Below are 21,629 nucleotides of genomic sequence, written 5' to 3' on the forward strand. Positions count from 1 at the left end.
GGACCTCGTCGAGGCACTCCCGGGCGGGCGCAGACGTCGCGGCGACCGCGTCCGGATCCCGGACGTCAGGTCGCGGCGCGATGCGGCGCGCCCCGGTCCGGGCGCGACCCGCGCAACTTCGACCCCGTGCCCGGGGAGCCGGTGAACCCGCCGGCGTCCCGGGCCGGTACCGCACACCGTCTTTCTCCGCTCCCGATAGTTCCCCCGCAAAATGGAGGTACCAATGAAACGTCGTTTGGCCCTGGCCGTCGCGTTCAGCGCGCTGCTGGCCGTCAGCGCGTGCGGCAGCAGTGACGACGACAAGGACACCGGCTCCTCCGGCGCCGCGCCGGCCGAGAAGGTCGTCATCTACAGCGCCCGCGACAAGTCGGTCACCGACTACGTCGTGGAGCAGTTCACGACCAAGAACCCCGAGTACAAGGGCAAGGTCGAGGTGCTCAACATGGGCGCCCAGGAGGTTCTCGAGCGGGTCCGCGCCGAGAAGGCCAACCCGCAGGCGTCGGTCTGGTGGGGCGGCACCCAGCAGGGGCTGGCCGCCGGCGCGTCCGAGGGGCTGCTGGAGTCCTGGCAGCCGTCGTTCGCCTCGAAGATCGACGCGCGGTACAAGGACGCCGAGGGCCGCTGGTTCGGCGAGATCCTGCTGCCCGAGGTCATCATGTACAACAACAAGGCGCTGACCCCGGAGACCGCGCCGAAGGACTGGGACGACCTGGTCGACCCGAAGTGGAAAGACAAGATCATCATCCGGGACGTGGCCGCCTCCGGCACCATGCGCTCGATCTACGCCTCGATGATCCAGCGCTACACCCCCGACGGGTCGAACCCGCAGCCCGGCTACGACTGGCTGCGCAAGCTCGACGCCAACACCGTCGAGTACGCCGCCAACCCGAGCGACCTCTACCTGAAGATGTCGCGTGAGCAGGGCGTGGTCAGCGCCTGGAACCTCCAGGACATCCTGCTGCAGGCCAACGAGAAGATGCCGTTCGGCTACGTCATGCCGGCCTCCGGCGCGCCGGTGCTCGTCGACGGCGTGGCCGCGGTCAAGGGCGGCAACACCGAGGGCGCGAAGAAGTTCCTCGAGTTCCTCTTCGACGACTCGCTGCGGGCCAGCCTGGCCAAGGACTACTTCCAGATCCCCGCGGTCGAGATCGCCGAGAAGCCCGAGTGGCTGACCAAGCTCGACCTCAAGCCGATGGACGTCAACTGGGACGTGATCGGCAAGAACGAGACCGCCTGGATCACCCACTGGAACGCCCAGATCAAGGGCAAGGGCTAAGACGCTCGGAACCGGGCCGTGCTGCGGCACGGCCCGGCTTCGTCCTGGAAGGACCCACGAAATGATCGATGTCCGACTGACGGCGGTCAGTAAGCGCTTCGCCAAGTCGAGCGACTCCGCGGCGGTCGATGACGTCACCGTCACCATCGGAGCCGGCGAGTTCTTCACGCTGCTCGGGCCGAGCGGCTGCGGCAAGACGACGACGCTGCGCATGGTGGCCGGCTTCTACTTCCCGACCTCCGGTCACATCCACTTCGGCGACGACGACGTCACCCACTGGACGCCGAACAAGCGGGACACCGGCATGGTGTTCCAGAACTACGCGCTGTTCCCGCACATGACTGTGGCGCAGAACGTCGCGTACGGGCTCAAGGTCCGCCGGGTCTCCCGCGCCGACCAGGCCCGCCGGGTCACCGAGGCGCTCGAACAGGTGCACCTCGCCGGGTACGGCGACCGGCGCATCGACGCGCTCTCCGGCGGCCAGCAGCAGCGGGTCGCGCTGGCGCGGGCCCTGGTCATCCGCCCGCGCACCATGCTGCTCGACGAGCCGCTGTCGAACCTCGACGCGAAGCTGCGCGAGGAGACCCGCGCCGAGATCCGGCGCATCCAGCGGGAGAGCGGCACCACCTCGATCTACGTGACGCACGACCAGGCCGAGGCGATGGCGATGTCGGACCGGATCGCCGTCATGGAGTCCGGCCGGGTCCAGCAGGTCGGCACCCCGCACGAGATCTACTACAAGCCCGCGAACGCGTTCGTGGCCCGGTTCATCGGGCGCAGCAACGTGCTGAGCCTGCCGGTGACCGGCGCGACCGACGACAGCGTCGCGGTGCGCCTGCCCGGCGGCGCCACCATCGACGTCGGCGCGCCCGCCGGGCACGGGCTCGGCGCGGGCGACACCGCGCTCGTCTCCGCGCGCCCCGAGCACATCGCGCTCGGCGGCGACGACGACACGGCGGCCATGCGCGGCCGGATCAGCCACGTCGAGTTCACCGGCATGGCCACCAACATCAGCGTCGACGTGGACGGCAACGAGGTGATGGCGGCGCTGATCGACGCGCCGGCCGGCCTGCAGCTCGGCGACGTGGTGGGACTGCGGCTCGTACCGGAGCGCCTCTGGGTGGTCAAGCCGTGACCGCTGCGACCCGGACCGCCCCCGCCTGGGCGGCGGCCCTCGGCCGGCGCCTGTCCGGCGGGGCCAATTCCCGCTGGTTCCCGTACCTGCTGGTGCTGCCGCTGGTCCTGGTGCTCTGGGGCTTCGTCGTCCAGCCGATGTTCGCCACCTTCCGCGAGAGCGTCAGCGCCAACGGCTCTGACAACTACCTGCAGTTCCTCTCCTCCTCCGGGGTGGCCCGCGAGTCGCTGTTCACCTCGCTGTTCATCTCGGCCGCCAGCGTGCTGCTCTGCGGCATCGTCGGCGTGGCGATGGCGTTCCTGCTCAAGCGGTTCCACTTCCGCGGCCGGCGGCTCATCGAGGCGTTCATCCTGGTGCCGGCGGCCCTGCCGCCGCTGATCGGCGCCGTGTCCTTCCAGCTGCTCTACAGCAACATCGGCATCGTGCCGCGCGGCCTGCAGGCGCTGCTCGGCACCGAGAAGCCGGTCCTGGCCTTCGACGGCATCGCCGGTGTGCTCGTGGTGCACACGTTCACCATGTACCCGTTCTTCTTCCTGGCCGCCTCCGCGGCGCTGGCCGGGATGGACCCGTCGGTCGAGGAGGCGGCGTACAACCTCGGCGCGGGCCGGTTCCGGGTGTGGCGCACGGTCCTGCTGCCGATGCTCACCCCCGCGCTGATCTCGGCGTCGCTGCTGGTCTTCATGACGTCGCTGGCGTCGTACACCGCGCCGCTGCTGTTCAACGTCAGCCAGACCATGACGATGCAGATCTACATCAACCGCACCAACGGCGACCTGCCGATGGCCTCGGCGTACGCCTCGGTGCTCGGCATCGTCTCGATCATCTTCCTGCTGGCGATGCGCTGGTACGAGGGACGGCGCAACTACCAGTCGCAGTCCAAGGGCATCTCGGCGGTCCGGCGGGAGATCACCAACCCGATCGGCCGCTGGCTCGCGCCGCTCGCCTCGGTGCTGGCCACGCTGGTCCTGCTCGCCCCGGTCGCCGCGATCGCGCTCGTCGCCTTCTCCGAGGACCGGTCCTGGACCACCGAGGTGCTGCCGCCGACGTACACGTTCGAGAACTTCGTGACCATCTTCACCGACCCCAAGGCGTTCGAGCCGATCCTCAACTCGGTGCAGATGAGCCTGATCGCGGTCGTGGGCTGTGTGGTGATCGGCGTGCTCATCGCGTACGCGGTGCGGCGGCTGAAGTTCGTCGGGCGCGGCCTGCTCGACGTGGCCGTGATGATCGCCTGGGCGCTGCCCGGCACGGTCGTCGCGATCAACCTGATCTCGGCGTTCAGCACCGGCAACGCGTTCAGCTTCGGGCAGGTGCTGGTCGGCACGTTCTGGATCCTGCCGCTGGCCTACTTCGTGCGGTTCCTGCCGATCGTGTTCCGGTCCAGCTCCGCGACGCTGGCGCTGATCGACCCGTCGCTGGAGGACGCCGCCCGTAACCTCGGCGCCTCCTGGCTGCGCGCGTTCTACACGATCACCGTGCGGCTGATGCTGCCCGGCGTGCTCGCCGGCGCGCTGCTGGCGTTCGTGCACGGCGTCGGCGAGTTCGTCGCCTCGGTGCTCATCTACACCTCGTCGACGGTGCCGATCTCGGTCGCCATCAACAACCGGATGTACAGCTTCGAGCTGGGCACCGCGGCCGCCTACGGCATGCTCCAGGTGCTGCTCATCTTCGTGGTGATGTGGTTCTCCGGTCGGCTGGAGAGCAGCCGGACCGCGACCCGGAGGGCCGAGCAGTGGACGAACTGATCGAGCGGTGGCGGACCGGGGGAGGGCTGCTCCCGGTCACCCGGGTGCCCGGGCACGCGTTCGCCGCCGTGACCGAGGCGGCCGACCTGGCGGTGCTGCCGGTCGGCGCGGTCGAGTGGCACGGCCCGCACCTGCCGATCGGGACCGACCTGATCCTGGCCGAGGGCTTCGCCGGGGAACTGGCCACCGGGCCGGCCCGGGCGGTGCTGTTCCCGGCCACGCCGTACGCCGCCTGCCCGGGCCAGACCCGGCCGTGGCCGGGCACGGTGGCGCTGCGACCGGAGATCGCCGTCGGCTACCTCGCCGACGTGCTCGCCGGCATCGTCGAGGCGGGCTTTCCCCGGGTGCTCGTGGTCAACGGGCACGACGCCAACATGTCCACCGTCCGCGCCGCGATGGAGTGGGTCTCCGGCCGGCACCGGGCCAGCATGATGCTGGTGAACTGGTTCCAGCTCGTCGGCCCGGACGAGACCACCGAGATGTTCGGTGAGCTGCCCGCCCGGGGGCACGGCGGCGCGTACGAGAGCTCCGCGGTGCTGGGCTTCGACCCGGACGCGGTGCGCCTGGACGCCGCGCCGGACCTGCCGCCGAAGCCGAAACTGCCCACCCCGTACCCGTACGTGCTCGTGGAGTCGCGGCCCGACCCGTGGCAGGGCTGGTCGGGCCATGTCTCGCTGGCCGGGGAGGCGGCCGGCGGCCGGATCCGCGCCACCGCCGGCGCACGCCTGCGCGAGCTGGTCGGGGCGTGGCTCGCCGCGCCGCTGCCCGGGCCCCCCGGCGCCGACGGGCCGGACCAGACGACCGGATGACCACGCGCGGCACGCCGCACGACAACGCACCACCTCGGGAGGCCACCATGAGCCCGTCACTGACCGTCTATCAACAGCACCACCTCCGGGTGGTGTTCGACCACCACGTCGCCCACCTCTACCCGGCGATGGTCACGGCCAGCAAGGCCCACGTCGTCATGCTCGCCGAGCAGGGACTGATCACCGACGAGGCCGCCGCCACGATGCTGCGCGGCCTGGTCACCCTCACCGGGGACCGGCCCGAGGAACTGGAGTACGACGGCAGCGTCGAGGACGTCTACTACACGCTGGAGAAGCGGCTCGCCGCCGCGGCCGGCATCGAGCCGTCGCAGCTCAGCGTGCAGCTCGCGCGCAGCCGCAACGACCTCGACGCCGGCGTGTTCCGGATGGTGCTGCGCGACCAGCTGCTCCAGGTGCTCGACGCGCTGCTGGCCACCGGCCGTACCGTGCTGGACCGCGCGGACCGGCACGCCGACGTGGTGGTCACCGGCTACACGCACCGCCGCCCGGCCCAGCCGACCAGCATCGGGCACGTCTTCGCCGGCTACGCCGAGGCGCTTGCCGGTGAGGCCGCCGCGTACGCCGACCTGCTGGACGAGATGAACCGCTCGCCGCTGGGCTCCTGCGCGTTCGCCGGCACCGACCTGGACATCTCGCCCCGGCGGCTGGCCGACCTGCTCGGCTTCGACCAGCTGATCGTCAACTCGTACGAGGCGGTGGCCGGCGCGGACCACCTGGTCCGGGTCGCCACGCTCAACGCGCAGGCGCTCGCCACCGGGGCCCGGCTGGCCCGCACGCTGATGGACTGGCTGAGCTGGGGCTGGGTGGTCACGCCCGGCGAGTTCACCCAGGGCAGCAGCATCATGCCGCAGAAGCGCAACCCGGTGGTGCTGGAGCACCTCGTCTCGATGGCCGGCGCCGCGGCGGCCGACGCGGCCAGCGTGCTGAACAACGTCGGCGCCGCCTGGTGGGAGGACTCCAACAACGCCACCACCGACGTGCAGGCCCGCCTCTGGGACGGCGACGACCGGGCGTACCGGTTCTTCTCACTGCTCGGCGGCCTGATCGAGAAGCTGGACCCGCTGCGCCCGCCGTCCGCTGAGGAGATCGTCGCCTCCGGCGCCACCACCACCGCCGCGGCCGACGCGCTGGCCCGCCACGGTGTGCCGTTCCGGGGCGCCCACTCGCTGCTCGGCCAGCTGGTACGCGGCGGCGCGCCCGCCACCTGGACCGGGGACCTGGTCCGGTCCACCGCCGCCGAGCTGGGTCTGACGCTCGACGACGCCGCGGTGCGGGACCTGCTGGCCGCCGCGGTCCGCCCCGAACTCGTGCTGCGCCGCGCCCAGGCCGACGGCCCCGGCGAGGCGGCCGTCCGGGACCAGGTCGGACGACTGTCTACAATGCTCGACGCGGTGCAGGAGCGGGCGCAGGCGTTGCGCGAGCGGCTGACCCGTGCCGACACGGCTCTCGCCGAGGCGGTCGCGGCGAGGGTAGGCCCGTGACGGGGCGACAGACGCAGCTGGCCGTGGTCGCGGACGTCGTGTCGCGGCGACCACGTGATCTGGACCGACGGCCCGAAGGGCGATCTGACATCACCATGGAACGACCGGCAAATCCGCGCCTGCTCGGCATCGACTTCGGCGGCACCAAGATGGCCATCGGCGTGGGCGACGCCGACGGCCGGCTGCTCGTCTCCGAGCGCCTGCCCACCAATGCCGAGCAGGGCGCGCAGCAGGCCCTCACCCGGGCGCTGGACCGGGCCCGCGAACTCGCCGAGCAGAACGGCGGCACGCTCGTCGCGGCGGGCATCGCCTCGCCCGGCGTGGTCCACGACGAGGGCATCGAACTGGCGCCGAACGTGCCCGGCTGGGAGCAGCTGCGGCTCGCCGACGCGGTCCGCGCCCACCTGAACCTGGCGCACGTGCGGGTCACGAACGACCTGAAGGCAGCCGCCCACGCCGAGCTGCGGCTCGGGGCGCTGCGCGACGCGGACCCGGGACTCGTCGTCGGGCTCGGGACCGGCGTCGCGGCGGCGGTCACCGTCAACGGCGAGGTGCTGCCGGGCCGCCACGGCGCCGCCGGGGAGATCGCGTACGGGCTGACCGACCACAGCTGGCCGCCCCGGCTGGAACCGATGCTGGAGGCGACGTTCTCCGGCCGGGCCCTGGACGAGCTGGCGCAGCGGCTGGGCGGGGGCGGCCGGGCCGCCGGTCTGTGCGCGGCCGCGCAACAGCCGGGCGAGGTACGCGAACAGCTCCGCCGACGCGTCGACGAACTCGCCCGCCACCTCGTCACCTGCTGCCTCGTGCTCGACCCGCAGCGGATCGTGCTGGTGGGCAGCGTCGCCGGCAACGACCTGGTGCGGGCGCTGCTGACCGAACGGCTCACCCACACGCTGCCGTACCCGCCGGAGATCGTGCTGTCGGACTTCGCGCAGGACGCCGCGCTGCTCGGTTCGCTCGCCATGGCCGTCGAGGCCCAGCCCGCGGTGGTCTGAGCGGGCCGGGCACCGGGAACGGATCGGGCGGGGCGCGGTGGGGCGCCCCGCCCGGTCGTTTCTCGCGGGTTCAGTCGGTGGACGCCTCGGCGCGGCGTACCACCTCGGCGGCGGCCCGCACCACCGCCCGGTCCAGCAGCCGCCCGTCGGCGTCGGTGGCCACCCCGGAGCCGCCGCGTTCGGCCCGCTCCAGCGCCTCCAGCACGGCCCGCGCCGAGGCCACCTCGGCCTCGGTGGGGGTGAACACCTCGTTGATCGTCGCGATCTGCCCGGGGTGGATGGCGCTGCGGGCCCGGAAGCCCTGCCGCAGCAGCGCCCGGGTGGTCAGCTCCAGCCGTTCCGGGTCGCGCAGCGTCGTCTCCACCGGTCCCACCGGCGGGGTGATGCCGGCCGCCGCCGACGCGACCACGACCTGGGAGCGGATCGGCGCGAACTCCGCCCGCTCCGGTCCCGGCTGCAACCCCAGCTCACCGGCGAGGTCCGCCTCGCCGAGGCCGAGCCGCAGCACCCGTGGCGGCGCCGCGGCGCGCGGCGCGGTGAGCACGCCCCGGGCGGTCTCGATCAGCGCCACCACCCGGAACGCCGGGGCGTCCGGGCCGATCCGCCGCTGCACCCGGGCCAGCGCGGCGTCGACCTCGGCGAGCAGCTCCGGCTCGGCCTTCGGCACCCAGACCCCGGCCGCCGCCGGCGAGAGCACCTCGACGTCCGACGCGACCTGGTCGCTGTTGATCCGCACCCACAGCTCGGGGCCGGCCGGCGCGGCGGCGCCCAGGTACCCGGCGACCGTCTCCCGGGCGTGCGCCTTGCGGGCCGGCGTGACCGCGTCCTCCAGGTCGAGCACGAGCGCGTCCGCGCCGCGCCCGGCCGCCTTGTCCAGCAGGTCCGCCCGGTCGCCCGGCACGTACAGGTAACTGCGCGCCACCGCCGCCATCAGTCGTTCCCCTACCGCTGCGGGCGGGCGAGGTAGCGGCCGGCCGGCTCGCCGGTGACCTTGCCGTCGACGAGCACGTGCTGCCCGCGCACGAAGGTGTCGGTGACCCGGGCGGTCAGCTCGAAGCCCTCGAACGGCGTGTACTCCTGCGTCGACTCGGAGTCCTCCGCGCGCACCGTCCAGGTCGAGTTCGGGTCGACCAGGCAGATGTCGGCGTCGTAGCCCTGCGCGATCGCGCCCTTGTTGCGCAGGCCGAAGCGCTGGGCCGGGTTCCACGAGGTCAGCTCCGCCACCCGCTGGTAGGACAGGCCGCGCCGGTTGCCCTCGGTGACCAGGCCGGGCAGCAGGTACTCGGCGCCGCCGAAGCCGGACTTGGCGACGAAGATGTCGTCGCGCGGCTCACCGAACTTGACCTCGTCCTTGCAGCAGGCGTGGTCGCTGACCACCCAGTCGATCTTGCCGTCCAGGACGTACCCCCAGAGCGCCTCGACGTCGGCGCGCGGGCGCAGCGGCGGGTTGACCTTGCCGCCCAGGCCGTGCGCGGTGTCGATGTCGGCCACCAGGTGCCCGATGGTCACCTCGCGGCGGAAGTCGATGTGCGGGAACGCCCGCGCCATCCGCAGCGCCGCGTCGACCGCCTTCTCCGAGGTCAGGTGCAGCAGGTTGATCTTCGGCAGACCGGTCTCGTGCGCCAGGTACGACGCGATCGACACGGCCAGTCCCTCGGAGTGCGGCGGCCGCGACGCGTGGTACGCCTCCAGCCCGCGCAGCGTGCCGTCCTGCTCGACCTGCTTGGTGTACGCGCTCATGATCTCGGCGGTCTCGCAGTGCAGCGACAGCGAGATCTCGTCGGCCAGCTCGGGGAAACGCTCCCGGGCCGCCTGGACGCCCCGCATCACGAACTCGAAGTGGGCGTAGTCGTACCGCTCGCCCTCCGGGATCATCAGGAACGAGTTCTGGTCGGCGGAGCGGCCGTGCAGGCCGTGGCTGCCGTAGAACATGAAGATCTTGAACGAGGTGACCCCGTGCTCCTCCACCAGCGACGGCACCTCGCCGATGTGCTCCCGCGACATCGGCGCCAGGTGGAAGCCGTAGTCGATGTAGGAGCGGCCCTCGGTCGCGGCCAGGACCTCGGGGAAGAAGTCCGCGTACCGGCCGCCCCGGTTGAGGTAGTACTGCCCGGTGCGCATGTAGTTCAGCGCCGTGGTGACGCCGCCCTGCACCGACGCGCGGCTCTCCGAGACGGCGTCCTCGCTCAGCGGGTTGTAGATGCCCCAGTGCTGGTGCGCGTCGACCACGCCGGGGAAGGCGAGCCGGCCGCCGCCGTCGACGACCTGGGCGGCCTCCGCCCGGTCGATCTGCGGCGCGACGCGGCTGATCCGCCCGTCGGTGACGCCGATGTCCATCAGCTCGGGCTCGGGCCGGTCGTGCCGGACCACGCGGACGTTTGTCAACAGCAGGTCGTAGGTGCTCATGGTGTTGCTCCTCGTGCTCGGTTCAGCGGCGGTTGATCAGGCCCATCAGGCCGTGGACGTCGGGGGCCTGGTCGAGCCGGTGGACCTCGTCGGCGATGCGGGCGGCGGTGGCCTCGGGCAGGGACGCGGCGTTCGTGCGGAACTTCACCGCCAGCTCGGCGTCGCTGAGCGGACGCTGCGGGCCGCCCCGGTTGGCCAGGACCTCCTGCACCCACTCGCGTCCGTCCCGGGTGACGATCCGCAGCACCGCCGGGAACTGGTGCGGGAAGATCTCGTCGCACCGCTCGTCGGCCACCACGTCGACCCGCGCCATCAGCGCCCGCCGTTGCGGGTCGTGCGCCAGGGCGTCGGTGAAGTCGGCCAGCTCCACGCCCAGACCGCCGCCGCCGATCAGGCCGGCGGCGACCGCGTACGGGCCGCTGAACTGCGCCTCGTAGCCGGTCTGCGGCGCGCGCTTGCGCTCGATCGGCTGGCCGATGGTACGCACCGTCGGCGTGGGCACGCCGAGCGTGATCGACTCGATCTCGTCCAGCGGCAGCCCGCGCTCGCGCAGCGCGATCGCCGCGTCGATGGCGGCGTGGGTGAAGTGGTTCGCCGGGTACGGCTTGAAGAAGATGCCGGGCACCGCCCACTCGGAGCCGAGCCCGCGGACGATCTCGTCGCCGTCGAACTCGCCGCGCAGGAACGCCTGGAAGAAGCCGAAGCGCCCCTCCAGCACGGTCGGCGGGCCGGTCACGCCGTGCCGGGCCAGCTGCGCGGCGCTGACCGCCGCGTGCGCCGCCCAGCCGCAGTGGATCCGCTTGACGGTGCCGCCGTTGCGGTTGGACTCGATCAGCCCGGCCGCCATCGAGGCGGACACCCCGAGCGCGTCGAGCGTGCCGCCCGCGTCCAGCTTCAGCAGCCGGGCCGCGGCCACCGCCCCGCCCAGCGTGCCGCAGATCGAGGTGGCGTGCTGGCCGTGCTCGAAGAAGACCGAGTTGCCGGCCGCCGGGTCGTAGCCGGCCATGCCGAGGCGTACGCACGCCTCCAGGCCCACCGCGATCGCGGCCACCGTCTCCTGCCCGGAGGCGCCGGACATCTCGGCGGCGGCGAGCGCGGCCGGCACCACCGTGGCACTGGGGTGCAGCACCGACGGCAGGTGCGTGTCGTCGTAGTCGAGGGAGTGCGCCAGCACGCCGTTGGCGAACGCGGCCAGCGCGGCCGGGACCTTCTCGTCCACGCCGACGGCGGTGGCCTGGCCACGGCCGCCCTGCTCGGCGACGTACGCCAGCGCGGCCTGGCTGGTCGGCAGCGGCTGCGCCGCCACGCAGAGCCCGAGCACGTCCAGCACGCGGGCCCGGACGCTGGCGACCACCTCGTCGGGCAGCGTCGCGGCGGAGGTGTCGGCGGCGAAGGCGGCCAGGTGCCGGCCCAGGGTCGGCTCAGCCACGGCTGACCACCGCCAGCGGACGCACCGGGGAGCCGGTGGCGCCGTACAGCGGCAGCGGGGCCATGACGAAGGTGAACTCGTGCACCTCGTCGCGGGCCAGCTCCTCCAGCGCCATCGTCTCGATCAGGTAGATGCCGTGCTCCACCAGCAGGATCCGGTGCGCCGGCAGCGTGCTGTGGCCCTTGCCCGGCGGCAGGCACTCGAAGGCGATGGTGTCCGCGCCGGCCGCGTGCACGCCCCGCTGCGCCAGCCAGCCGGCGCCGTCCGCGCCGATCCCTGGTACGCCGGAGTCCTTGCCGATGTACTGGTTGCGGTCCTCGTGGTCGAACAGCCGGCCCCAGCCGCTGCGGATGAGCACCACGTCGCCCGCGCCCACCGGCGTGCCCTGCCGGGACACGGTGGCGTCCAGGTCGGCGGGGGTGATCTCGTAGCCGGCCTCGCAGCCCTCCAGGCCCAGCGTGGCGGGCACGTCCAGCAGCACGCCGCGGCGGACCATCGGCGCGACGGTGTGCACGCCCAGCTCGTCGAACCGGCCGCCGACCTGCGCCGCGGCGGCGTCGGCGCCGCCGTGCAGCCGGCCGTCCTGGGACACGTGCGCGAGGGCGTCGACGTGCGTGCCGACGTGCGTGCCCATGACCAGCAGGTCGTTGGCGGCGGAGCCGCCGTCGGCGCGCACGATGTCGCCGTGCCGGCGCGGCAGGGTGAGCCCGAACGCCGGGTGGTTCGGTGACTGCGGCATGCCGACGGTCAGCCGCCGGCCCAGGTCGTAGATCGTGACGCCGGCCTGCACGGCGTCGAGCAGGCGGTCGGCGGTTCTGGCAGTGGTGCCCACGGGGTTCCTCGCGTTTCGGCTGTCGGCGTCGTCAGGCGACGACGCCACGGGCTTTCAGGTCGGCGATCTCGGCCGGGTCGCAGCCGAGCTCCTCGACGAGCAGGGCGTCGGTGTCGGCGCCGGGGGAGCGGCCGGTGAAGCGGATCCGGCCCGGCGTCTCCGACATCCGCCACATGACGTTGTGCATCCGCATCGGGCCCAGGTCCGGGTCGTCGACCTTCGTGATCATCTCGGTGGCCTGCACGTGCGGGTCCTCGACGATGTCCTTGGCGCTGTAGACCGGTGCGACGGCGGCGCCGGCCTCGGCGAAGGCCGCGGCCACCTCGTCGCGGGTCCGCTCACCGATCCACGACCCGACGTACTCGTCGAGCAGGTCCGCGTGCGCCACCCGGCCGACGCCGGTACGGAACCATGGCTCGTCGATCACCTCCGGGTGGCCCACCAGCCGCAGCACCCGCTCGGCGATCGCCTGGGCGCTGGTGGAGATGGCGACCCACGACCCGTCCTTGGTCTGGTACGTGTTGCGCGGCGCGTTGTTCGTCGACCGGTTGCCCTGCCGCTGCTCCACCACGCCGAGCTGGTCGTAGACGGTGGGACCCGGGCCGACGGCGGTCATGATCGGCTCCAGCAGGCTCATGTCGATCACCTGGCCCCGGCCGCCGGAACGCTCCCGGTGCCACAGCGCCATCATCACCGCCGAGGAGGTGGCGATGCCGCAGATGCTGTCGGCCAGCCCGAACGCCGGCAGCGTCGGCGGGTCGTCCGCCGTGCCGGTCAGGTGGGCGAACCCGCTCATCGCCTCGGCCAGCGTGCCGAACCCGGCCCGGGAGGCGTACGGGCCGGTCTGCCCGAAGCCGGTGATCCGGGCGATCACCAGGCCGGGGTTGACCCGGTGCAGCTCCTCCGGGCCGATGCCCCAGCGCTCCAGCGTGCCCGGGCGGAAGTTCTCCACCAGCACGTCGGCCCGCTCGGCCAGCCGCAGCAGCAGCGCCGCGCCGTCCGGCGCGGACAGGTTCAGCCCGATCAGCCGCTTGTTGCGGGAGATCTCCTTCCACCACAGGGGATGGCCGTCCTTGGTCTTGCCGTGGCCGCGCATGCTGTCACCCATGGTCGGGTGCTCGATCTTCACCACGTCGGCGCCGTAGTCGCCGAGGATCTGACAGCACAGCGGTCCGGCGAGGATCGTCGAGACGTCCAGCACGCGCAGGCCCGTCAGGGGTCCGTCACTCACCTGTTCCACCTCCCCAGTTCTGTTCCTGACCCGTCCGTCCGGCGGCACGTTGCGCCGGCGGCCGGAAACCCAGTTCGGCGGATATCTCCGCCGCCGCCGCGGCGACCAGCGCGCCGTGCGCGGCGCAGACCTCCGGGGTGAACCGGTTCTGCGGCCCGCACAGCGAGATCGAGCCGAACACCTGCCCGGTCGCGTAGCGCACCGGCGCGGCCACGCTGCCCGCGCCGTTCTGCCGCTCGCCCATGCTCACCGCGTACCCCTGGCGGCGGACCCGGCCCAGCTCGGACCGCAGCTTCGCGGTGGAGGTGATGGTGGCCGAGGTGACCGCGTCCAGCGGGTGGTGGTCGAGGTAGTCCTCGATCTCCGCGTCCGGCAGCGCCGCGAGGATCGCCTTCGACGACGACCCGGAGTGCAGCGCGTGGCTGGTGCCCAGGGACACCGACATGCGTACCTCGTGCGGCGAGAGCACCTGGTCGATGTAGACGCGGGTCCAGCCCTGCCGCACCGACAGCGTCGCGGTCTCGCCGCTGTCGCGCACCAGCCGGACCAGGTACCGGCGGGCGATGTCCGGCACGTCCAGCGCGCGCAGCGCGGCCAGTCCCACCGCCAGCGCGCCGCTGCCCAGCCGGTACCGCTTGGTCTCCTCGTTGAAGGTGAGGAAGCTGTCGGCCACCAGTTCCTTGAGGATCCGGTGCGCGACCGCCTTGGGCAGTCCCAGCTCCCGCGCGATCGTCGACACGCCGAGGGTCTCCGGCGCCCGTTCGGCGATGATGTTGACGATGTCGAGGGCGCGTCCGAGGCCGGAGCGGGTCCGGCCGGCGGTGGCGCTCTCGACAACCGCTGTGGTGATCATCTTCTCTCCTCCACTGTCGACGTAGGGCGGGATCGCCGGGCCTCAGGCGGGCGCGACCGGAGTCTTCCCGGGCGGCAGGCCGTCCGGCTGCCGGGGTCGCTCCCGCGCGATCACCAGTGCCACCGAGGCGAGCACCACGGCGCCGGCGAGCACCTGACGTCCGGACAACGACTCATCCAGCACCATCATGCCGAGCAGGACCGCCACCACCGGGTTGACGTACGCGTAGGTGGACGCGAGCTGGATCGGCGCGTTGCGCAGCAGCCACGTGTAGACGCTGAAGCCGACCACCGTGGACACGAGCATCAGGTAGGTCCACGCCAGCCAGGACCGGCCCGTCACGTCGGACAGGCGGAACCCGCCCAGCTCACCGCTGGCCAGGCTGGCCACCGCCACCGCGAGGCCGCCCACGAGCATCTGCCAGCCGGTGCCGACCAGGTGGTCGGCCGGCATGCGCAGCCGCTGCGACAGCGTCGAGCCCAGCGCCCACACCATCGTGGAGAGCACCACCAGCAGCATCCCGCCGAGGTGCCACCCCTGCGTCGGCACCGCGAACAGCAGCGCCAGCCCGACCACACCGCCGAGTACGCCCACGGCCGCCAGCGGGGACGGCCGCGGACCGACCACCAGCCGCAGCACCAGCACCCACAGCGGCATCCCGGCCACCAGCAGCGAGGTCAGACCCGTCGGCACGTACAGCTGACCCAGCGCCAGCAGCGCGCTGCCGGCGCCGACCATCAGCAGCCCGCTGGCACCCACCCCGGTCCACTGCCGCCGGGGCAGCAGCAGCCCCGCCGGTCCCCGCCACAGCGCCGCCACCGCGAACAGCAGCAGCGCCGCGGCCAGGAACCGGGCCGAGGTGGCCACCAGCGGCGGAATGCTGTCCAGGGCCACCCGGTTGCCCAGGTAGGTCGAGCCCCAGATCAGGTAGACCGCGCCGAGCCCGACGGCCAGGGCCATCGGGCCGGCGGGCCGCGGCGGATCCGCCAGGTGGCGGGCCGCCGCGGGCCGGGTCAGGTCAGCGGTGTCCATTTACCCGGATCGCCACCGCGGTGTTGCCCCGGAGGGCGTTCGAGTACGGACACATCCGGTCGGCCAGCTCCACCGCGCGCTCCAGGTCGGCCTGCGGGCACTGCGGCGCGGACACGTCCAGCACCACGGCGATCGCGTACCGGCCGTCGTCGGTCTGCCCGAGGGAGACCGAGGCGGTGACAGTCGTCGGGCCGGGCTTGACGCCGGCCTGGCGGGCGGCGACGGCGAGCGCGCTGTCGAAGCACGCGGCGTAGCCGGCGGCGAACAGCTCCTCCGGGTCGGTGCCGGGCGCGTCCGGGCCCCGCTGGGCGGGACGGGTCAGGTCGACCCGCAGCGACCCGGTCAGCGACCGGGCGCTTCCGCCCCGGCCGCCGGACACCTCCACCTTCGCGGTGTAGACGGTGTTCGCCGGTACGACCTTCGCCTCGGACGCCGGGGTGCCGACGTTCATGCCGGCACCTCCGTTCCCAGGTCCGCGTGCACCTGCGCGGCGACCGCGTCGGCGAACGCCTCCGGCTGCTCGTCGGCCACGAAGTCGGTGCCGCCGGGGATGGTGACCAGCTCGGCGCTGGGCAGCGCGGCCCGCACCTGCGGCGTCATCCGGTCCAGCAGGTCGTCGGCGCCGTGCAGCAGCACGATGGGCAGCGCGTCCAGGGCGGCCGTGTCGACGTGGTGGTCGAACACCGCCCGGTACGCGGTGGCGTAGTCCGGACCGGTCAGCAGGTACTCGGTGACCTGGCGGTTCGCCTCCTCCGGGGTCAGCGCCGGGTACAGGCCGTACACCCGGTCCCAGATCACCTTCAGGTGCCCGCCGTCGCGGTCCGGGGAGTAGCCGGGCGCGTACGACCGCTTCTTCTCCGCCCGCTCCTGCTCGTCGTAGAGCGGGATGCCCTGCAGGATCAGCCGGTGCACCCGCTCCGGCGCCGACATCAGCGCCTGCGCGCCGACGATCGCGCCGGTGTGCTGCCCGAGCAGGTGCACCTTGGACAGCCCGAGGGCGTCGGCGAACTGCCACACGCCGGCCGCGTACTCGGGGATGGACCACGGGCGCGGCGGGGCGTCGGACATCCCGAAGCCCGGCGTGTCCGGGGCGATCACCCGCAGTCCGCGGCGGGCCAGCGGCTCGATGACCGCGTCGTAGGTGGCCGAGGAGAGCGGGGACTGGTGCAGGATCAGCAGCACCGGTGCGTCGGCGTCGCCGCCGTGCCGGTAGTGCACCTGACCCCACGGCACGTCGACGTAGGCGCGGCGGGCCACGCCGCGGGCCCGGGTCACTCGGCCACCGCCAGCGCCGCCATGACCTCGATGACGTGCTTGATGCCGGCCTTGTAGTCGTCCAGCCGGATGTTCTCGTTCGGGCCGTCGACACCGGAGTCCGCGCGGGAGACGCCGACGCCGACGATGGGCCGGTCGGCGATCACGCCCTGGTTGCCGATCCACTGCGTGTACGGCTCGATCACCGGCTCGGTCCCGTACACCCGGCGGGCCGCGTCCGCGACGAGCGCGACGAACGGGTCGCGGTGGTCGGTGAGGTTGGGCCGGCTGGTCGCCATCACCTCGATGCGCAGGTCACCGAAGCCGGTCGCGGCCAGGTGGTCGCGCACGCACCCGAGGACGCGCTCCGGGTCCTGGCCCGGCACCAGCCGGATCTCCAGCTTCGCCGACGCCGTCGACGGGATGCCCAGCGTCACGTCGTCACGCATGTCGCCACCGGCGATGCCGGCCACGGTCAGCGTCGGCACGGTCCGGATGGCCACCGCCGCGGCCTGGTCGTCCAGGTCGCCGGTGAACCGCTCGACCTGGGCCCGCTTGCGCAGGAAGTCCCCGTCGAACGCCACCTTCTCCAGCAGCGCCCGCTCCTCGTCCGTCGGCGGCCGTGCGTCGTCGGCGAAGCCGGGGATCGTCACGGTGCCGTCGGGCCGCTGCAGCTGCGCCAGGGCGGCGGCCAGGCGCGCCGTGGCGGCCGGCAGCAGCGCGGTGTTCTGGCTGGTCAGGTCACGCGGCAGGGTCTGCGCGGTGAGGCGCAGGTAGAGCACGCCCTTCTCGGCCAGCTTGAGCAGCAGCCGGTCCTCGCCGTCGAGCCAGGAGTTCTCCCACAGCGCCGCGTCGCTGGCGAGCCGGTCGGCGTGCGCCTGCACGAACGAGCCCAGACCCGGGCTGTGCAGCCACTTCTTGCCCTCGAAGATGATCCGGTTGGTCACCGGCGGGGTGAGCCCGGCGAGCTTCCAGGCCGCCGCCGCGTGGATGCGGGACATGATGACGCCCTTGTCGTCGGCCACGCCCCGGGCGTAGAGCCGGCCGTCGTGGATCTCCGCCGCGTAGGGCGGGCTGATCCAGTCGGCGTCGTCACCGGCCGGCTCGACCTCCACGTCGTAGTGCGTGAAGTGCAGCAGCGCCTTGTCGCCCTCGCCGGCCACCTCGGCCAGCACGTACGGGTACGACTGCTCCCACGGGATGATCTCGGCCTCGCCGCCCCAGCGGCGGACCGATCCGGCGATGAACTCGGCGGTGGCCTCCATCTGCTCCGGCTCCTGGCGGCGGCTGCGGATGCGGCACAGCTGCTGGAGCTCCTCGACGAACTCGTCGAAGTGGGCGTCGACGGCCGCCAGCGCGGCCGCGGTATCCGGTTTGGGCATGGTGGTCCTCACAGAAGGGGTCGGAGAGGGGGAAGTCAGTGGATGGTGACGCCGCCGTCGACGAAGATCGTCTGGCCGGTGGTCATGGCGGCGGCGTCGCTCAGCAGGTAGGCGACCGCGTTGGCGACATCCTGCGGCTGCGCCATCCGGCCCAGCGGGATGCTCGCCATCTTGTCCGCGAGGTACGCCTCGTCGCCACGTACGTCGGAGGTCATGTCGGTGGGCACGATGGTCGGTCCGACGGCGTTGACCCGGATCCGGTCGGGCGCCCACTCCAGGGCCAGCACACGCGCCATGTGCATCACGCCGGCCTTGCTCACGCAGTAGCCGAGCGTGTTCAGCACCGCGATGTGCCCGTTCGTGGAACCGATGTTCACCACCGCGCCGCTCGTCTGCCGCAGCGCCGGGTACGCGGCCTGACACATCCGGAACGTGCCGGTGAGGTTGACGTCCAGGACGTCGGTGAAGTCCTGCTCGGACATCGTGGCCGCCGGCCCGCGCCGGACGATCCCGGCGTTGTTCACCAGCAGGTCCAGGCGGCCGTGGGAGTCGAGGACCTCGTCCACCAGCGCGGCGCAGGAGCCGGCCGACCGGACGTCGACCCGGTGCCGGGTGTGCGCGCCGCCGGACAGCTCGGCCTCGCTCCAGTCGTCGAGCAGGTCGGCCTGGGCCACGGTGGCCCCGCGCTGCGCGAGCGTCGCCGCGATGCGGGCCCCGATGCCGCGGGCCGCCCCGGTCACCACTGCCACCCGGCCGTCGAACCGGTTCGGGTCGGTGTTCATGTCGCGTGTCCTGCCTTTCCGGTCCGGCCACCGGCCGGGCGGGCGTTGCGCACGCCCGACCGGTGCCCCCAACACGTGACGGCGGTCCCGTCCACTGCCGTCACGCGCCGATCACCTTCGTGTCCTCGGCCCAGAAGGCCAGCCGCTTCTGCAGCAGCCGGATCACGAAGTGCGCCACCAGACCCATCAGCGACAGCACCACCAGCACGGCGAACATGCCGGCGATGTCGAAGTTGTAGTTGGTCTGCAGCAGCAGGTAGCCCAGGCCCTCCTTGGCGCCGATGAACTCGCCGACGACCGCGCCGAGGATGGCGAAGACGATGCCGATGTCCAGGCCGGCGAAGATGAACGGCAGCGCGCTGGGCAGCCGCACCATCCGGAAGATCTGCGCCTTGCTCGCGCCGAACACCGTCAGCATCTGGATCTTGTCGGCGTCGGCCGCGCGCAGACCCTCGATGACGTTCACCAGCATCGGGAAGAACGAGATCACCGCGGCCATGACCACCTTGCTGGTCAGGCCGAAACCGAACCAGACCACGAACAGCGGGGCCAGGGCGACCTTGGGCACGGTCTGGAAGGCCACGATGTACGGCATCAGCGTGGCTTCGACGATCTTGATCTGGGAGATGAACGTGCCGAGCACCAGGGCGGCGCCGACGCCGATCACGAACCCGAGCAGCGCCTCCTGCGTGGTCACCCAGAAGTGACCCCAGAACTGGTCGTCGCCGAGCTGCTGCCACAGCGACTCGACCACGCTCGACGGCAGCGGCAGGACGTACTCGTCGACGCCGAGGAGCTGGACGCCGTACTCCCAGGCCAGCACGACCACGACGAAGACCGTCGGGACCAGCCAGAGCTGGGGCTTCTCCCGCAGGTCGAACTTGCGCCGGGCGGGCCGGGCGGACGGCGCCGGTGGCTGGGCCGGCTTGCGGACCAGGTTGCTTGTTGCCATGGCTGTCCCTCGTCAGTCGATTACGCCGGCGGCGTTGAAGTGTCGGCGGATCCGTTCCACATAGACCCCGGCCCGGTCGGACGACATGATGCCGAGGTCACGCGGCCGTTCCAGGTCGATGTCCATGACCTCGGCGATGCGGCCCGGCCGCGGGCTGAGCACCACCACCCGGTCGGAGAGGAAGACCGCCTCCGGGATGGAGTGCGTGACCAGCACGATCGTCTGGTTGCTCTCCTGCCAGATCCGCAGCAGCTCCACGTTCATGTACTCGCGGGTCATCGCGTCGAGCGCGCCGAACGGCTCGTCCATCAGCAGCACCGCCGGGTCGTGCACGAGCGCCCGGCAGATGCCGGCCCGCTGCTGCATACCGCCGCTGAGCTCGTGCGGGTACTTCTGCTCGAAGCCGTTGAGACCGACCATCTCGAGCAGTTGCTGCGCGCGTTCCCGGTGCCGGCGGGGATCCAGTCGCTGGATCTCCGCCGGCACCATCACGTTGTCGAAGATGGTGCGCCAGGGCAGCAGCGTCGGTGCCTGGAACACCATCCCGACCTCGGGAAGGGGCTTCGTCACGTCCCGCCCGGCGATCCGTACCGCGCCGCCGGTCTTCGGGCTGAGCCCGGCGAGGATCTTCAGCAAAGTGGTCTTGCCGCACCCGGACGGTCCCACGACCGAGATGAACTCGCCGCGACGTACCGTCAGGTTGATGTCGCTCAACGCCAGGGTCGGTGCCGACTTCCGGGGCCGGTACTCCTTGTCCAGCCCGTCGATCTCGATCCAGGAGTCTTCCGACACCGATGCCGGAGCCTGCGTCTGCGCCCGGCGGGCCGTCGCCTTGATGGCCATCGAAATCCCTTCCGCTGTCCGCTGCTAGGCGGTGTAGTTCGCGGCCTTGCTGAGCACCGCGGCCTTGTCGAAGTTGTTCGCGCCGGAGAGCAGGCTCGGGTCCCAGAGCTTCTTCAGGTCGACGTCACCGGAGATCTGGCCGGCCTCCTTGGTGTACGCCTGGGTCTTCGCCCACTCGTCGTCGCTGATCGCGCCCCAGTCACCGAACTGCTCCGGCTCGCCGCTGGCCGGCGTGGCCGTCTTCAGCCACGCGGCGAGGCTCTCGGTGTCCGCCTTGAGCCGCTCGTCGGCGGACTTGCCGGCGAGGATCTGCGGGAACACCTTGTAGCCGATCTTCATGGCGGCCTCGGGGTTCTTGGCCGAGAAGAGCATCGCCTTGTACGCCGCGCGCAGGAACCGCTCGTACGAGTCCTTCTTGGCGTCGAAGTCACGGGCGCCGACGCTGAAGGTGAGCGACCGGATGCCGGTGAACACGTCCGGGTTGGTCAGGTACTTCAGCTGGGTGCCGGCGTTCTCGATGACCGCGTACGCCTGGGTGTAGAGCGCCAGCATGTCGACCTTGCCGTCGTTGAGCGCGGCGGCGGCCTGCGCGCCGACGCCCACCGGCAGCAGCTCGACGTCCTTGGCCGGGTCCAGCCCGGCGGCCTTGACGTAGGCGCGGGCGTACGGGGCCGAGCCGGAGGCAAGGCTGATCACGCCGATCTTCTTGCCGCGCAGGTCCGCGCCGCCGGTGATCGGGGAGTCCGGCTTCACCGCCATCACCCACGGCCAGTTCTGCACCAGGCCGCCGATGGCCTTGATCGGCACGTTCTTCTCCACCGCGCCGAGCGCCGAGCCGGCGTCGGCGGGGGTGATGTCGCCGCTGCCGGAGGCGACCGCCTGGAGGGCGGCGACCGAGCCGTCGGCGTTGATCGTCTCGACGGTCAGCTTCTCCTCGGCGAAGTAGCCGAGTTCCTTGGCGACCGCGTAGACGGCCACCTCCTCCTTCGGGCCGATCACGGCCGAGGCGATGGCCATGGTCAGCTTCGCCTCCTTGCCCTCGCCGCCGGCCTCGTCGTCGGAGCCGCCGCCGCAGGCGGAGAGAACCAGCGTGGCGGCCAGCGCCGCCGGGAGCAGTGCCCACTTCCGTTTCATATGCACACACCTCGTCGTGAGTCGGGGGAGACCGCCT

At 72.3% G+C, this 21,629-nt stretch carries 20 protein-coding genes; 6 read left to right on the plus strand and 14 right to left on the minus strand.

What is annotated here, in order from left to right; all coding sequences use genetic code 11:
- The first annotated feature begins 223 nt into the window (after positions 1-223).
- The 6 genes from BAW75_RS05495 to BAW75_RS05520 all read left to right on the plus strand — a co-directional run bounded on the left by BAW75_RS05495 (position 224) and on the right by BAW75_RS05520 (position 7,462).
- On the plus strand, positions 224-1,276 hold the full coding sequence (locus BAW75_RS05495; RefSeq protein ID WP_064445575.1) for an extracellular solute-binding protein: 1,053 nt from the start codon (positions 224-226) through the stop codon (positions 1,274-1,276).
- Positions 1,277-1,337: 61 nt separating this feature from the next.
- Positions 1,338-2,411 (plus strand): ABC transporter ATP-binding protein, encoded by a 1,074-nt coding sequence (locus BAW75_RS05500; protein WP_043323172.1) that lies wholly within the window; start codon positions 1,338-1,340, stop codon positions 2,409-2,411.
- Entirely contained in the window at positions 2,408-4,156 is a 1,749-nt protein-coding gene (locus BAW75_RS05505; RefSeq protein ID WP_064445576.1) for an ABC transporter permease, read from the plus strand. Before BAW75_RS05500 ends, BAW75_RS05505 begins: the two co-directional genes overlap by 4 nt.
- Positions 4,144-4,965: a creatininase family protein gene (locus BAW75_RS05510; protein WP_104112857.1), complete on the plus strand. Its 822-nt coding sequence runs from the start codon at positions 4,144-4,146 to the stop codon at positions 4,963-4,965. The genes BAW75_RS05505 and BAW75_RS05510 overlap by 13 nt, the downstream gene beginning before the upstream one ends.
- A gap of 47 nt (positions 4,966-5,012) precedes the next feature.
- On the plus strand, positions 5,013-6,467 hold the full coding sequence (locus BAW75_RS05515; protein WP_104112858.1) for an argininosuccinate lyase: 1,455 nt from the start codon (positions 5,013-5,015) through the stop codon (positions 6,465-6,467).
- A gap of 95 nt (positions 6,468-6,562) precedes the next feature.
- On the plus strand, positions 6,563-7,462 hold the full coding sequence (locus tag BAW75_RS05520) for an ROK family protein (protein WP_104112859.1): 900 nt from the start codon (positions 6,563-6,565) through the stop codon (positions 7,460-7,462).
- A 70-nt stretch (positions 7,463-7,532) separates the two neighbouring features.
- Here the strand turns inward: BAW75_RS05520 and BAW75_RS05525 are convergent, their stop codons facing one another.
- The 14 genes from BAW75_RS05525 to BAW75_RS05590 form a co-directional block, all read right to left on the minus strand.
- On the minus strand, positions 7,533-8,393 hold the full coding sequence (locus tag BAW75_RS05525) for an HpcH/HpaI aldolase/citrate lyase family protein (RefSeq protein ID WP_104112860.1): 861 nt from the start codon (positions 8,391-8,393) through the stop codon (positions 7,533-7,535).
- An 11-nt stretch (positions 8,394-8,404) separates the two neighbouring features.
- Positions 8,405-9,868 (minus strand): dihydroorotase, encoded by a 1,464-nt coding sequence (locus tag BAW75_RS05530; RefSeq protein WP_043323186.1) that lies wholly within the window; start codon positions 9,866-9,868, stop codon positions 8,405-8,407.
- Positions 9,869-9,890: 22 nt separating this feature from the next.
- Positions 9,891-11,297: an MmgE/PrpD family protein gene (locus tag BAW75_RS05535; RefSeq protein WP_104112861.1), complete on the minus strand. Its 1,407-nt coding sequence runs from the start codon at positions 11,295-11,297 to the stop codon at positions 9,891-9,893.
- On the minus strand, positions 11,290-12,129 hold the full coding sequence (locus BAW75_RS05540; protein ID WP_104112862.1) for a cyclase family protein: 840 nt from the start codon (positions 12,127-12,129) through the stop codon (positions 11,290-11,292). The genes BAW75_RS05535 and BAW75_RS05540 overlap by 8 nt, the downstream gene beginning before the upstream one ends.
- Before the next feature lie 31 nt (positions 12,130-12,160).
- Positions 12,161-13,360, minus strand: coding sequence for a CaiB/BaiF CoA transferase family protein (locus BAW75_RS05545; RefSeq protein ID WP_104112906.1), 1,200 nt, complete (start codon positions 13,358-13,360; stop codon positions 12,161-12,163).
- Entirely contained in the window at positions 13,353-14,213 is an 861-nt protein-coding gene (locus tag BAW75_RS05550) for an IclR family transcriptional regulator (protein WP_043323194.1), read from the minus strand. Before BAW75_RS05550 ends, BAW75_RS05545 begins: the two co-directional genes overlap by 8 nt.
- A gap of 42 nt (positions 14,214-14,255) precedes the next feature.
- Complete coding sequence (locus BAW75_RS05555; RefSeq protein WP_104112863.1) at positions 14,256-15,245, minus strand: EamA family transporter; 990 nt, start codon at positions 15,243-15,245, stop codon at positions 14,256-14,258.
- Entirely contained in the window at positions 15,232-15,696 is a 465-nt protein-coding gene (locus tag BAW75_RS05560) for an Ohr family peroxiredoxin (RefSeq protein ID WP_043323200.1), read from the minus strand. Before BAW75_RS05560 ends, BAW75_RS05555 begins: the two co-directional genes overlap by 14 nt.
- The gene (locus BAW75_RS05565; RefSeq protein WP_043323203.1) at positions 15,693-16,520 is read right to left on the minus strand and encodes an alpha/beta fold hydrolase; all 828 of its coding nucleotides are present in this window, start codon (positions 16,518-16,520) and stop codon (positions 15,693-15,695) included. Before BAW75_RS05565 ends, BAW75_RS05560 begins: the two co-directional genes overlap by 4 nt.
- Positions 16,517-17,881 carry a M20/M25/M40 family metallo-hydrolase gene (locus BAW75_RS05570; RefSeq protein ID WP_043323205.1) on the minus strand — a complete coding sequence of 455 codons (1,365 nt, stop codon included), beginning with the start codon at positions 17,879-17,881 and terminating at the stop codon, positions 16,517-16,519. The genes BAW75_RS05565 and BAW75_RS05570 overlap by 4 nt, the downstream gene beginning before the upstream one ends.
- A 35-nt stretch (positions 17,882-17,916) precedes the next feature.
- Positions 17,917-18,663: an SDR family NAD(P)-dependent oxidoreductase gene (locus tag BAW75_RS05575; RefSeq protein ID WP_043323206.1), complete on the minus strand. Its 747-nt coding sequence runs from the start codon at positions 18,661-18,663 to the stop codon at positions 17,917-17,919.
- 100 nt (positions 18,664-18,763) lie between these two features.
- The gene (locus BAW75_RS05580; RefSeq protein ID WP_043323208.1) at positions 18,764-19,615 is read right to left on the minus strand and encodes an ABC transporter permease; all 852 of its coding nucleotides are present in this window, start codon (positions 19,613-19,615) and stop codon (positions 18,764-18,766) included.
- 12 nt (positions 19,616-19,627) lie between these two features.
- On the minus strand, positions 19,628-20,458 hold the full coding sequence (locus BAW75_RS05585) for an ABC transporter ATP-binding protein (protein WP_082930903.1): 831 nt from the start codon (positions 20,456-20,458) through the stop codon (positions 19,628-19,630).
- A gap of 24 nt (positions 20,459-20,482) precedes the next feature.
- Positions 20,483-21,592: an ABC transporter substrate-binding protein gene (locus tag BAW75_RS05590; RefSeq protein ID WP_043323209.1), complete on the minus strand. Its 1,110-nt coding sequence runs from the start codon at positions 21,590-21,592 to the stop codon at positions 20,483-20,485.
- Positions 21,593-21,629 lie beyond the last annotated feature (37 nt).

This window comes from Micromonospora chalcea (genome assembly GCF_002926165.1).
GTDB lineage: Bacteria > Actinomycetota > Actinomycetes > Mycobacteriales > Micromonosporaceae > Micromonospora > Micromonospora chalcea.